The sequence below is a fragment of the Streptomyces sp. NPDC047014 genome (assembly GCF_040644195.1).
Classification (GTDB): Bacteria; Actinomycetota; Actinomycetes; order Streptomycetales; family Streptomycetaceae; genus Streptomyces.
Genome location: NZ_JBEYVX010000038.1, coordinates 15,000 through 28,273, shown reverse-complemented (window position 1 = coordinate 28,273; position 13,274 = coordinate 15,000). Strand labels below are relative to the sequence as shown.

Annotated in this window: 12 protein-coding genes; 2 read left to right on the top strand and 10 right to left on the bottom strand. The window is 71.4% G+C overall.

The features are described 5' to 3' along the window. Positions 1-46 precede the first annotated feature (46 nt). Entirely contained in the window at positions 47-970 is a 924-nt protein-coding gene (locus ABZ873_RS20790; protein ID WP_360873960.1) for an NADP-dependent oxidoreductase, read from the top strand. A 35-nt stretch (positions 971-1,005) separates the two neighbouring features. Here the strand turns inward: ABZ873_RS20790 and mnmA are convergent, their stop codons facing one another. Beyond that, entirely contained in the window at positions 1,006-2,139 is a 1,134-nt protein-coding gene (mnmA, locus tag ABZ873_RS20785) for a tRNA 2-thiouridine(34) synthase MnmA (protein WP_360873957.1), read from the bottom strand. Positions 2,140-2,207: 68 nt separating this feature from the next. Between mnmA and ABZ873_RS20780 the strand changes: the two genes are divergently transcribed. Next, positions 2,208-2,873 (top strand): N-acetylmuramoyl-L-alanine amidase, encoded by a 666-nt coding sequence (locus ABZ873_RS20780; protein WP_360873954.1) that lies wholly within the window; start codon positions 2,208-2,210, stop codon positions 2,871-2,873. 38 nt (positions 2,874-2,911) lie between these two features. On the opposite strand, the gene ABZ873_RS20775 is transcribed toward ABZ873_RS20780, so the two are convergent. The 9 genes from ABZ873_RS20775 to ABZ873_RS20735 all read right to left on the bottom strand — a co-directional run bounded on the left by ABZ873_RS20775 (position 2,912) and on the right by ABZ873_RS20735 (position 13,200). Beyond that, complete coding sequence (locus ABZ873_RS20775; RefSeq protein WP_360873951.1) at positions 2,912-4,075, bottom strand: cysteine desulfurase family protein; 1,164 nt, start codon at positions 4,073-4,075, stop codon at positions 2,912-2,914. A gap of 67 nt (positions 4,076-4,142) precedes the next feature. Next, complete coding sequence (locus ABZ873_RS20770; RefSeq protein ID WP_360873948.1) at positions 4,143-5,000, bottom strand: thioesterase family protein; 858 nt, start codon at positions 4,998-5,000, stop codon at positions 4,143-4,145. A 46-nt stretch (positions 5,001-5,046) separates the two neighbouring features. After that, the gene (locus ABZ873_RS20765) at positions 5,047-5,703 is read right to left on the bottom strand and encodes a trimeric intracellular cation channel family protein (protein WP_360873945.1); all 657 of its coding nucleotides are present in this window, start codon (positions 5,701-5,703) and stop codon (positions 5,047-5,049) included. Positions 5,704-5,854: 151 nt separating this feature from the next. Further along, positions 5,855-6,907, bottom strand: coding sequence for a dipeptide ABC transporter ATP-binding protein (locus ABZ873_RS20760; RefSeq protein ID WP_360874021.1), 1,053 nt, complete (start codon positions 6,905-6,907; stop codon positions 5,855-5,857). Positions 6,908-6,939: 32 nt separating this feature from the next. Next, complete coding sequence (locus tag ABZ873_RS20755) at positions 6,940-8,052, bottom strand: ABC transporter ATP-binding protein (RefSeq protein ID WP_360873942.1); 1,113 nt, start codon at positions 8,050-8,052, stop codon at positions 6,940-6,942. After that, the gene (locus ABZ873_RS20750) at positions 8,049-9,047 is read right to left on the bottom strand and encodes an ABC transporter permease (RefSeq protein ID WP_360873939.1); all 999 of its coding nucleotides are present in this window, start codon (positions 9,045-9,047) and stop codon (positions 8,049-8,051) included. The genes ABZ873_RS20755 and ABZ873_RS20750 overlap by 4 nt, the downstream gene beginning before the upstream one ends. 132 nt (positions 9,048-9,179) lie before the next feature. Further along, positions 9,180-10,958, bottom strand: a complete 1,779-nt coding sequence (locus ABZ873_RS20745) for an ABC transporter substrate-binding protein (protein WP_360873936.1) — start codon at positions 10,956-10,958, stop codon at positions 9,180-9,182. 74 nt (positions 10,959-11,032) lie between these two features. Continuing rightward, a complete protein-coding gene (locus tag ABZ873_RS20740; RefSeq protein WP_360873933.1) occupies positions 11,033-12,028 on the bottom strand; it encodes an ABC transporter permease in 996 nt (331 codons plus the stop codon). Between the two features lie 431 nt (positions 12,029-12,459). Next, the gene (locus ABZ873_RS20735) at positions 12,460-13,200 is read right to left on the bottom strand and encodes an enhanced serine sensitivity protein SseB C-terminal domain-containing protein (RefSeq protein WP_360873930.1); all 741 of its coding nucleotides are present in this window, start codon (positions 13,198-13,200) and stop codon (positions 12,460-12,462) included. Positions 13,201-13,274 lie beyond the last annotated feature (74 nt).

The following is a 13,274-nucleotide window of genomic DNA, read 5'->3' as shown; positions in this document are numbered from 1 at the left end:
AACGACCCGGAGGCGGACACACCCGGATGAAAGAGGCGGACGGAACATGCGCGCGATCGTCGTGAACGAGTGGGGCGGCCCGGAGAACCTGGTCGAGCGGGAGATCGACCGGCCCGAGCCCGGTCTGGGCGAGGTCCTGGTCCGGGTCCACGCGGCCGGCGTCAACCCGGTGGACTGGAAGACCCGGGCCAGCGGCGCCCTGATCACGTGGGGCGAGACCCCGATCGTCGGCTGGGACGTCTCCGGCACCGTCGAGGCCGTCGGCCCCGGCGTGACCCTGTGGGCCCCCGGCGACGAGGTGTACGGCATGCCGCACTTCCCGCGGCAGGCGGGCGCCTACGCCGAGTACGTGGTGGCCCCGGCCCGGCATTTCGCCCGCAAGCCGGCCTCCCTCGACCACGTACAGGCGGCGGCCCTGCCGCTGGCGGCGCTCACCGCCTGGCAGGCCCTGGTGGACACGGCCGGGGTCACCGCCGGGCAGCGGGTGCTGGTGCACGCCGCGGCCGGCGGCGTCGGCCACCTGGCGGTGCAGATCGCCAAGGCGCGCGGGGCGTACGTGATCGGCACCGCGAGCGCGGCCAAGCACGAGGTGCTGCGCGAGCTGGGCGCCGACGAGCTGATCGACTACCGCTCGGCGGACTTCGCGGAGGCCGTCGCGGACGTCGACGTCGTCCTGGACGCGCTGGGCGGGGACACCGCCGAGCGCTCGCTGAAGGTGCTCCGGCCCGGCGGGCACCTGGTCTCGCTGCCCGGCCCGGACTCGGTGCCGTCCGGGGTCGACGCGGTGCACGCCTCCTGGGTGCTGGTCGAGCCCGACCCCAAGGGCCTGGAGGCGATCGCGGAGCTCGCGGACAAGGGGCTGCTCAAGCCGCTGGTGGAGACCGTGCTCCCGCTGGCGGAGGCCGCCCGGGCCCACGAGATCGGCGAGCAGGGCCGCACCACCGGCAAGATCGTCCTGACGGTGGTCTGAGCCCGGGGCGACGCGCCGCCCGCCGCCGCCCGCCCTCAGACGGAGGCGGCGGCCGCGCGGGTGGTCGTCGCGATGGTGGCGGAGCCGACCACGCGGGTGCCGTCGTAGAGCACGATCGCCTGGCCGGGGGCCACGCCGCGGACCGGTTCGGTGAAGGAGACCCGCAGCTCGCCGTCCACGAGCTCGGCGAAGACCTCGGTCTCGCCGCCGTGGGCGCGCAGCTGCGCGGTGTACGTACCGGGCTCCGCGGCCCGGGCCCCGCACCAGCGCGGGCGGATCGCGGTGAGCGCGGTGACGTCGAGCGCCTCGACGGGGCCGACGGTGACGGTGTTGTTCACCGGCGAGATGTCGAGCACGTAGCGCGGCTTGCCGTCGGCGGCGGGGTGGCCGATGCGCAGGCCCTTGCGCTGGCCGATGGTGAAGCCGTAGGCGCCCTCGTGGGTGCCGACCTTGGTGCCGGCCTCGTCGACGATGTCGCCCTCGGCGGTGCCGAGGCGCTGGGCGAGGAAGCCCTGGGTGTCGCCGTCCGCGATGAAGCAGATGTCGTGGCTGTCGGGCTTCTTGGCCACGGCGAGGCCCCGGCGCTCGGCCTCGGCGCGGATCTCGTCCTTGGTGGTGACGGTGTCGCCGAGCGGGAAGAGCGCGTGCGCGAGCTGCTTCTCGTCGAGGACGCCGAGCACGTAGGACTGGTCCTTGGCCATGTCGGAGGCGCGGTGCAGCTCGCGGGTGCCGTCGGGGTTCTCCACGACGGTGGCGTAGTGGCCGGTGCAGACCGCGTCGAAGCCGAGGGCGAGCGCCTTGTCCAGCAGCGCCGCGAACTTGATCTTCTCGTTGCAGCGCAGGCAGGGGTTCGGGGTGCGCCCGGCCTCGTACTCGGCGACGAAGTCCTCGACGACGTCCTCGCGGAAGCGCTCGGCGAGGTCCCAGCAGTAGAAGGGGATGCCGATGACGTCGGCCGCGCGGCGGGCGTCGCGGGAGTCCTCGATGGTGCAGCAGCCGCGGGCGCCGGTCCGGAAGGACTGCGGGTTCGCGGACAGCGCCAGATGTACGCCGGTCACCTCGTGCCCGGCTTCGACCGCGCGGGCGGCGGCGACGGCGGAGTCCACACCGCCGGACATGGCGGCCAGGACGCGGAGGGGGCGGTCGGTGCGCGGCAGGTTCTGAGTCATAGCGCTTCCCAGGGTACGGGGGAACCGCGCGGGGTCACAGCGCGTTGTCGGGTCAGGGGGTGGATCACATGACCGAGCAGGGGAACGCGGGACCGAAGCCGGGGAGCCGCACGCGCAGGGCGGTGCTGTTCGGCGGCCTCGGCCTGGCCGCGGCGGCGGCGGTCGCGGGCCGGGACGAGATCAGACGGGGCTGGTGGCTGCTGCCGGGGGTCTCCAAGCCGCGCAAGGAGGGCGAGACGGACCACGCGGGGGTGGGCTGGACCGCGGCCTCCCCGGCGAACTGGCGGCGGGCCGACCGGCCCGAGGACTACCGGGTGGACCGGATCGTCGTGCATGTCACACAGGGCGGATTCCAGTCCTCGGTGGACGCTTTCCGGAATCCTTGGCACAAGGCGTCGGCGCACTACATCGTGCGCGGGGACGGCCATGTGGAGCAGATGGTGCGCGAGCTGGACGTGGCGTACCACGCGGGCAACCGCTCGATGAACGAGCGCAGTGTCGGCATCGAGCACGTGGGCTTCGTGGACCGGCCGAAGGACTTCACCGACGCGATGTACGCGGCGTCGGCGCGGCTGGCGGCGGATGTCTGCCGGCGCTACGGGTTCCCCGCGGACCGGACGCACATCGTCGGCCATTCCGAGGTGCCGGGCGCCGACCACACGGATCCCGGCGGCCACTGGGACTGGGACCGCTACATACGCATGGTCCGGGAGGCCCTGGCCGCTCCGGCCTGAGCCTCCCGGACCGTTCCACCGGTCGGATGGTCAGCCGGTCAGCTGAGGCCGGCCGTCCGGGCGCGTTCGACCGCCGGGCCGATGGCGGCGGCCAGGGCTTCGACGTCCTCCTTGGTGGAGGTGTGGCCGAGGGAGAAGCGCAGGGTGCCGCGGGCCAGCCGCGGATCGGTGCCGGCCGCGAGCAGGACATGGCTGGGCTGGGCGACGCCCGCGGTGCAGGCGGATCCGGTGGAGCACTCGATGCCCTGGGCGTCGAGCAGGAGCAGCAGGGAGTCGCCCTCGCAGCCGGGGAAGCTGAAATGGGCGTTGGCCGGCAGCCGCTCCGTGGGGTCTCCCCCGAGGACGGCGTCGGGCACGGCCGCGCGGACGGCGGCGATGAGCTCGTCGCGCAGCGCGCCGATCTCCGCGGCGAACCGCTCGCGCCGCTCGGCGGCGAGCACGGCGGCGACGGCGAAGGCGGCGACGGCCGGCACGTCCAGGGTGCCGGAGCGGACGTGCCGCTCCTGCCCGCCCCCGTGCAGGACGGGTACGGGGCTCTGGTCACGGCCGAGGAGCAGCGCGCCGATGCCGTAGGGGCCGCCGACCTTGTGGCCGCTGACGGTCATGGCGGCCAGGCCGCTGTCCCCGAAGCGGACGTCGAGCTGCCCGAACGCCTGGACGGCGTCGGAGTGCAGCGGGATCCCGGCCTCGCGGGCGATGGCGGCGAGCTCGTGGACCGGCATGACGGTGCCGATCTCGTTGTTGGCCCACATGACGGTGGCCAGGGCGATGTCGTCGGGGTTGCGTGCGACGGCCTCCCGGAAGGCGTCGGCGTGCACGCGCCCGTACCGGTCGACGGGCAGGTATTCGACGCGCGCGCCCTCGTGCTCGGCGAGCCAGTGCACCGCGTCGAGCACGGCGTGGTGCTCGACGGGGCTGGCGAGGACGCGGGTGCGGGCGGGGTCGGCGTCGTGGCGGGCCCAGTAGAGGCCCTTGACGGCGAGGTTGTCGGACTCGGTGCCGCCGGCGGTGAAGACCACCTCGCTGGGGCGGGCGCCGACGGCCTCGGCGAAGGCTTCCCGGGCCTCCTCGACGGTACGGCGGGCCCGGCGGCCGGCGGCGTGCAGTGAGGAGGCGTTGCCGGTGGCGGCGAACTGCGCGGTCATCGCCGCAGCGGCCTCCGGCAGCATCGGGGTGGTTGCGGCGTGGTCGAGGTAGGCCATGATCCCCCGATTCTACGAGCCCGCCGGTCCCGGCCCGCGCGGCGGGCCGGGCTCCCGCCGCGGCGGGTCAGGCGGGGCGCAGGGCGCGGGCCAGCTGGCGGGACTGGGCGACCAGGTGGTCGGTGGAGTCCCAGACCTCGGCGTCCTCCTCCAGGAAGCCGCCGGCCAGGTTGCGGGTGGTGATGGAGATCCGCAGCGGGCCCGGGGCGGGGCGGCGGCGGATGTGGGTGGTGAGCTCGACCGTCGGGGTCCAGGCGACGAGGCCGAGGTCGAAGGCGGTGGGCGGCAGCGCGTCCACGGCGAGCAGCATGGACAGCGGGTCGGCGTCGCGGCCGTCGGCCAGCTCGAACCAGGCGCGCATCTCGCCCTTGCCGGAGGGGGCGCCGACGGCCCAGCCCGCGGTGGCCGGATCCAGGCGCAGCCGCAGCCGGTCCACGATGGCGGAGCTGCCGGGGATCGGGGCCGGGCCGGCCTCGGGGCCGATGCAGTCCTCGTAGGAGGGCATGACGGGCGGGGTGGCGACCGTGCGCACGTCGTCGGGGAGGGCGGCGAGGTCGCCGTAGGAGGCGAGGACGCGGATGCGCTCCACCTCGTGGCCGTTCGCGTCGAACTGGAACAGCGACGCCTGGCCGGTGGAGAGGGTGCGGCCGACGCGGACCACCTCGGTGCGGATCACGGCGGGGCCGGGCACGGAGGAGGTCAGGTAGTGCGCGGAGACCGTGAAGGGGTCCGGGTGCGGCAGGGCCGCGGCCAGGGCCCGGCCGACCAGGGCCAGCAGGTAGCCGCCGTTGACCGCGGCGATGATCGTCCAGCCGGCGGAGAGTTCCGCGTCGTAGACGCCGGGCTCGTCCGCGCGCTCGGCGATGCGGGTGTCACGGTCGAACTCACTGTCGCCGATGGATGCCTGGGCGGCTGCGTATGACATGGAACGACGATACATCCGCGTGCTACTAAGCGGTAGCTTTCTTTGCTCAGGGCTCTTCGGCCACGGCCGAGCGGCGGTTCCAGGCCAGCGGGGCCCGCCAGTGGTAGCGCATGGCGAGGAGCCGCAGAACGAAGGTGGTCACGATCGCCAGGGCGGTGGTGACGGCGTTCAGGGCGTCCAGGCCGATGAAGACGGCGACCATGGCGGCGCCGATGACGGCGGGCACGGCGTACATCTCGCGGTCGCGCAGCAGCGAGGGGACCTCGTTGGCGAGCACGTCGCGCAGGACGCCGCCGCCGACGGCCGTGGCCAGGCCGAGCGCGGCGGAGGCGGTGAGGCCGAGGCCGTACTCGTACGCCTTGGTGGTGCCGGTCACGCAGAACAGGCCGAGGCCGGCGGCGTCGAAGACGTTGATGGCGCGGTTGATCCGCTGGACCTCGGGGTGCAGGAAGAAGACGAGGGCGGCGGCGATCAGGGGGGTGACGAAGAAGCTGAGCTCGCCGAAGGCGGCCGGGGGGACGGCGCCGATGACGAGGTCGCGGAAGAGGCCGCCGCCGAGGGCCGTGACCAGGGCGAGGACGGCGATGCCGAAGACGTCGAAGTTCTTGCGGACGGCGAGCAGGGCGCCCGCGGTGGCGAAGACGAAGATGCCGGCGAGGTCCAGGGCATGCTGGATCCCGGGCGGGAAGAGATCGTGGAGCACGGGGTCATTGTCACCCGCCGGGTCATGGTCACCGGCCCGGTCGCCGGTGCCGCGCCGTTGCGGGGGCGCCGCCCCCGGACCCCCGCGCCTCAAACGCCCGCCGGGCTGGAGCGGCGGGCCCCCCGAGGGGCCCGCCTCAGCCTCGGCCTCGCTACTCCGTAGCCGCGCCCGGGAGCGGGGTGTCGTCCGGGGACTGGTCCGGGGCGTTCTCCGGGTGGTGGCAGGCCACCTGGTGCCCCGGCTTCAACGAAAGCAGCGGCGGTTCCGTCGTCGCGCAGACCTGCGTGGCCTTCCAGCACCGGGTGTGGAAGCGGCAGCCGCTCGGCGGCGAGATCGGCGACGGCACATCGCCCTTGAGCAGGATGCGGCCGCTCTTCACGCCCCGCCGCCGCGGGTCCGGCACCGGCACCGCCGACATCAGGGCCGTGGTGTACGGGTGCATCGGCGCCCCGTACAGCGAGGCGTTGTCCGCCAGCTCGACGATCTTGCCCAGGTACATCACCGCGATGCGGTCCGAGACGTGCCGGATGACCGACAGGTCGTGCGCGATGATCACGTAGGTGAGGCCGAGCTCCTGCTGGAGGTCGTCCAGCAGGTTGACCACCTGCGCCTGGATCGACACGTCCAGCGCGGACACCGGCTCGTCCGCGACCACCAGCTTCGGCTTGAGCGCGAGCGCCCGCGCGATGCCGATGCGCTGGCGCTGCCCGCCGGAGAACTCGTGCGGATAGCGGTTGTAGTGCTCGGGGTTGAGGCCGACCAGCGACAGCAGCCGCTGGACCTCCGCCTTGAGCCCGCCCTCCGGGGTGACCTTCTGGAGCTTGAAGGGGGCGCTGACGATGGTGCCCACCGTGTGGCGCGGGTTCAGCGAGCCGTAGGGGTCCTGGAAGATCATCTGCACATCGCGGCGCAGCGGCCGCATGCCCGCCACGCCGAGGTGCGTGATGTCCGTGCCCTCGAACTCGATGCTGCCGCCGGTCGGTTCCAGCAGCCGCGTGATCAGCCGGCCCATGGTGGACTTGCCGCAGCCGGACTCGCCGACGATGCCGAGGGTCTCCCCGCGCCGGACGTCGAAGTCGAGGCCGTCGACGGCCTTGACCGCACCGGCCTGCCGGCGCAGCAGCCCCTTGGTGATGGGGAAGTGCTTGGTCAGGCCGGTGACCTTGAGCAGCGGCCCAGGAGAGTCCGCGGCCTGCGCCGGGATGTGCGCGGCCGGCTCCGTCTTCGTGGTGTCGGTCACAGCTTCGGCGCAATCTCTTCGGTCCAGATCCGGGTCCGCTCCTCCTGCGACATGTGGCAGGCGGACCAGTGGCGGCCGCCGTCCCGCCCCGCGCCGTCCGCCGCCGTGAGCTCCGGCCGTACGGTGCGGGTCACATCGCCCTTGGGGACGTCGGCGTACGGGCAGCGCGGGTTGAAGGCGCAGCCGCTCGGGATGTTGATGAGGCTGGGCGGCGAGCCCTTGACCGGGATCAGGCGCTCGGTCTGCTCCCGGTCGATGCGCGGCATGGAGCCGAGCAGGCCCCAGGTGTAGGGGTGCCGCGGCTCGTAGAAGACCTTCTCGGCGGTACCGCGCTCCACGCAGCGGCCGCCGTACATGACGAGCAGTTCGTCGGCCATCTCCGCGACCACGCCCAGGTCGTGCGTGATCATGATGACGGCGGAGCCGAACTCCTTCTGCAGGTCCCGGATGAGGTCCAGGATCTGCGCCTGCACGGTGACGTCCAGGGCGGTGGTCGGCTCGTCCGCGATGAGCAGTTCGGGGTTGTTGACCAGCGCCATCGCGATCATCGCGCGCTGGCGCATACCGCCGGAGAACTCGTGCGGGTAGCTGTCGACCCGCTTGTGCGGCTCGGGGATGCCCACCCGGTCGAGCAGGTCCACGGCCCGCTTGCGGGCGGTCTTCTTGTCGACCTTGTGGTGGACCCGGTACGCCTCGGCGATCTGCTTGCCGACGGTGAAGTACGGGTGCATCGCCGAGAGCGGGTCCTGGAAGATCATCGCGATCTCCCGGCCGCGTAGCCGGCGTACCTCGTCCTCGTCGGCGGAGAGCAGTTCCTTGCCGTCGAGCCAGATCTCGCCGGAGATCCGGGCCCGCCGGCGGCCGTACTGGCCCACGCGGTGCAGGCCCATGATGCCCAGCGAGGTGACCGACTTGCCGGAGCCGGACTCGCCCACGATGCCGAGGGTCTTGCCCTTCTCCAGCGTGAAGGAAAGCCCGTCGACCGATTTGACCAGGCCGTCCTCGGTCGGGAAGTGCACCTTGAGGTCGCGGACCTCCAGGAAGGCGGTGGGCGCCGGTGACCCGTCGTAGGGCTGGTTGAGGGCTGCGGTCTTGGTCGTGTCGCTCATGACAGCCTCACTCGGGGGTCGATCACCGCGTACAGGAGGTCGACGACGAGGTTCGCCGCGACCACGAAGAAGGCGGAGATCAGGGTGATGCCCAGGATGACCGGGAGGTCGTGCTCGCTGATGGCGCGGACGGCGCTGTAGCCGAGGCCGTGCAGCGAGAACGTGTACTCGGTCAGGACGGCGCCGCCCATCAGGGCGCCGAGGTCCAGGCCCAGGACGGTCAGGATCGGGGTCATCGTCGAGCGCATGGCGTGCTTGCCGATGACCACGGGCTCCGTCAGGCCCTTGGCGCGGGCGGTGCGGATGTAGTCCTCGTTGAGGACTTCGAGCATGGTCGCGCGGGTGAGGCGGGCGTACATCGCCGCGTAGAGGAAGGCGAGCGAGACCCACGGCAGGATCATGCCGTTGATCCATTTCGCCGGGTCGTCGGCGAAGGTCGCCTCGGGGCGCGAGAACCAGCCGAGCTGGTCGGAGAAGAGGGCGATGGCGAGCATGCCCGTGAAGTAGATGGGGAGGGAGACGCCGGCGAGGGCGACGCCCATGGCCGAGCGGTCCACGAGCGTGCCGCGCTTGAGGGCGGAGACGACGCCGGTGGCGACACCTCCGGCGACCCAGAGCACGACCGCGCCGAGGGCGAGGGAGAGGGTGACCGGGAACCAGTCGAGCAGCAGCGGCCACACCTCCTGCTCGGTCTTGAAGGAGTAGCCGAAGCAGGGCGCGGCGCATTGCGTGACGTCGGAGCCGTTGGCGTACGTGCGACCCGCCACCAGCCCGACGACGAACTTGCCGAACTGGACGAGGATCGGGTCGTCGAGACCCATCTTCTGCCGGATGCCCTCGATGGCGACGGGGTCGGACTGCTTGCCGACGAAGTAGAGCGCCGGGTCCGTCCCGATCAGCTTCGGGAAGAGGAAGAAGATTCCGAAGGTCACCAGCGAGATGACCAACAGCATGACGATGACGGCGAAGATCCGTCGGATGAGGTATGCAAGCACTGCGCTCGGCCTGGCCGCGGCCCGGGGGCACCCTCTTCTGGAGGGCGCCCCCACGCCGTGGCCGCGGCCATCACCTGCCCTTCGTGCCTAGCGGGTGTGGCACTGGAACACTGGAACCGGACTGACGGACTTTTACTTCGTGACACCCAGGGACGCGTAGTCGTAGCGGCCGTTGTAGGCGTCGGTGGTGTAGGCGTTCGTCAGACGGCTGCTGCGCCAGGTGATCGTCTTGTCGTAGACGAAGGGGAGGTAGACGGCGGCCTCCGAGACCTTCTCGTTCATCTTCTTGTAGATGTCGCCGGCCTTGGCCGGGTCGGTCTCCGCGATGGCCTCGTCGAACAGCTTGTTGATCGCCGGGTCGTTCAGCTCGGAGTAGTTGTTGTTGCCGCTCTGCAGGATGAAGCGGCCGTCGACCAGCGGCTGGGAGAAGCCCTGACCGGTCGGGAAGTCGGCGCCCCAGCCCATGATGATGATGCCGTAGTTCTTCTCCTTGACGACCTTCGGCGAACCGATGATCCCGGAGTGCTGGGCACCGTCGAACTGGTCGACGTCGGCCTCGATGCCGATCTGCTTGAGGGCGTTCTGCAGCGAGACCGCGGTGGCGACCTCGACCGGCTTGTTGTTGCGGACCGCGATGGTGGTCTTGAAGCCGCTCTCCTTGCCGCACGCCTTGAGGGCCGCCTTGGCCTTCTCCAGGTCCGGCTTGCCGTCGTTCTTCAGGACCTCGAAGGGGTCGTACTTGGCGTCGGAGCCCTTGATGCCCAGCGGGAGCATGTTGGGGGCGATGTCGCCACCGGCCTGCGGGCCGCCGCGGGCGGTCTGCAGGGACTTCTTGTCCGCCGCGTAGATGACGGCCTTGCGGCACTCGATGTTGTCGAACGGCGCGACGGTCTGCGGCATCACCGCGTAGCGGATGAAGCCGGTCTGGCCGTTGTCCAGGTTGCCCTTGTGCTCCTTGAGGGCGGTGGCGCGGGCGGCCTGGCCGATGCCGGTGGCGTTGATGTCGACGTCGAACTCGCCGTTCATCAGGCGCTTGTCCATGTCGTCCGCGTTCGCCATGAACGTGACCGAGATGGTGTCCGGGAGCGCCTTGCGGATGGTGTCCGTGTCGGCCTTGAAGTTCTCGTTGCGCGAGAGCTTCATGCTCTTGTTGGGCTCGTACGAGTCGATCTTGTACGGGCCGTTGGAGAAGGGCTTGAGGCCGTACTTGGCCGCCGTGTCCTTGTCCGGCTTGACCGGGCTCGCCGCGGGCATGGCCAGCATCTGCTCGAAGTCGCCGTTCGCGGCGGGGAGCTTGAAGATGATGGTCTTCGCGTCCGGGGTCTCGATGGCCTTGAGGCCGAGCTTGTCCGGAGCGGCGTCCTTGTACGGGCCGGCGTACTCGGCCTTCGGGTCCAGGACCTGCTGGATGTAGACCGGGCCGCCGGAGATGACGTCCTGGGCCCAGGTGCGCTCGATGCCGTACTTGATCTCCTGGGAGGTGACGGGCGTGCCGTCCTCCCAGGTGACGTTGTCCTTGAGGGTGTACTTGTACGTCTTGCCGGCGTCGCTGATCTCGGCCTTGGCGGTGGCGAGGTCCGGGACGAGCTCGGTGCTCTGCTGACCGGGGGCGGGCTTGAAGCTGACCAGCTGGCGCGTGTAGTAGCGGGAGAAGTCCCACATGAAGCCGTAGTAACCGCGCTGCGGGTCCCAGGAGTCGGCGTCCTGGGTGCCGACGAACTTGAGCTCGCCGCCCTTCTTGTCCGAAGGGTTGGAGACCTTGTCGATACCGGCGTTGAAGGCACCGCCGGAGGCGGCCGTCTTCTCGTCGTCCTTGGCGTTGCCGCCGCAGGCGGTCGCGGTCAGCATGGCCGCGAGCACGACGGCCGTGCCGGCAGCAAGTCGTCGCTTCGACGTGCGATGGGTAGTCACGATGCTCGCAACCCTCCGTTGTAGTTCCGGTGTACGTACGGCACGAGGCCGGGTCCTGGTTTGCCCTGCGGTGGCTAGCGGGAGCCCTTCGGGTCGAGGGCGTCGCGAACGCCGTCGCCGAAGAGGTTGAAGGCCAGCACGGTGATGAAGATCGCCACGCCGGGGAAGATCATGAAGAGCGGATCGTCCTCGTAGGTCCGCACGGCCGTGGAGAGGGTCTCCCCCCAGGACGGCGTGGGCGGCTTGACGCCGACTCCGAGGAAGCTCAGGGCGGCCTCGGTCAGCACGTTGGTGGGGATCATCAGCGTCGCGTAGACGGTGATGGGCGCCACCAGGTTCGGGAGCAGTTCGCGGAAGAGGATGTAGAGGCGGCCCGCGCCGAGGCTGCGCGCGGCCTCCACGTACTCGCGTTCGCGCAGGCTGAGGGTCTGGCCCCGGACGATGCGGCCGATGTACGGCCAGCCGAAGAAGCCGATGACCAGCACCAGGACGGCGATGCGCAGGCCCGAACCCTCGAATCCCCAGAGCTTGTTGGGGATGACGGAGATCAGCGCGATGATGAAGAGCAGCTGCGGGAAGGCCAGCAGCAGGTCCATGACCCGGCTGATCGCCGCGTCGACCCAGCCGCCGAAGTAGCCGGCGATGATGCCGAAGACGGTGCCGAGCGAGACCGCCACGAAGGCGGACAGGAAGGCCACCAGCAGCGAAATCCGGGCGCCGTAGACGATGCGGCTGAAGACGTCGCGGCCGTTGACCGGCTCGACGCCGAGCAGGAAGTCCCCGCTCATACCGCCCCAGTCGCCGAGCGGCAGACCGAGCAGCGGGTCGAGCATGTCCTCGTGCAGCTCGTCCGGCGGGTGGCCGAACGCCTTGACGATCAGCGGCGCGAAGAGCGCCACGATGATCAGCAGGAGCACGATCACGCCGCCGGCCAGCGCGATCTTGTCGCGCTTGAGGCGCAGCCAGGCGATCTTCCAGGGGGAGCGCCCCTCGATCGCCTTCTGCGGAACGCCGGGGGCGGCCACGGCTGCGGGCTCGGCCGCGCTGGTGTCGTGCAGTGGTGCCGTCATCGTGGTGGGGACCCCTCTCGGCCGACGGTGGCCGGCCCATGCCCGCCGCTGTGGCGGCTTGGTTCAATCGGCGTCGCTGGTGGTGCGATTGGCGAGAAAATGTGCCGGAAGTGCACGTGAAGAGCTGGTGATCGGGACTGGGACCGGCCTTCGGTGGGGGGAGTCTTCAACGCCCTCTCAACCGCCCGCCAGACCCCCCGGGGATGTGATGCGCAACCGTGATCTGCGCCTACACCTTCCGTTATCCGAACCGCCAGACCTGTTGAGCGGTGAAAGAGCGCCCGTTCGGCGCGGATCGGACATCCCGCCCAACTGCCCTTTAGGGCGCGGATCTTGGAGCGATCCGGCGGATGCGAGGAATCCGGTACCCGGGTACGGCGAAGGCCCCCGCCGTACGGCGGGGGCCTTCGAGTCGCGACTCAGTACAGGGCTCAGTACGCGGGCGCCTGGCCCTCGCGGTCGTAGAAGGGGCGGGTCTGCGCGCGCAGCCACATCGCCACCGGGTCGTGCTCGTCGGCCAGCGCGACGGTGCACACGGGCACCCCCTCGGGCACCGCCCCCACCGACTGCCGCATCATCTCCCGTACGGATTCCAGCGCGGGCGAGGAGGCGTCGTACAGGTCGAGCCCCACCGCGAGGTACGGCGACCCCAGCGCGGGCTGCACCCAGGCGCGGCGCAGCGAGCGCACGGCCGGGGTGCGGTGGGCGTGCTGGGTCAGCAGGCCGTAGAACTGCGGGAGCTCGATGGCGGGCTCGGAGAGCCGCAGCGGGCCGGCCGGCATCCGGTCCAGCCCGGTCGCGATGCGGCGCAGGTCGGCCCACGGCACGCCGAGGCCGCCGCCCTGGGCGTGCGGGTTGAGCCACAGGCCCCAGCGGTCGGGGTAGAGCGCGCGGGCGATGTCGCGCCCGGTGACCACCTCGTAGCCCCGGTTCCAGCCGCTGGCGGCCAGCTCCTGCGGGGAGGTGACGCAGGGCGCGTACCCGAGGCCGTCGACCTCCATGCCGCCGTACTGGGCGTCCGGGGAGCCCGGCTGCCCCTGCCAGAGCAGCATCCACAGCCGGCCCTCGGCCAGGGCGTGCAGAAGCGACTCGTAGCTCTCGTAGCGCCCGGGGGTCACCTGGCGCATCATGTGCTCGACCTGCCCGGCCGCGGCCGTGCCTGACGCACTCACCCGGTACCCCTCTTCGTCTCTTCGTCCGCCCGTCGGTCCACGTGTGCTCTCCGCCCCGCTCGTGCGTGCGGCCG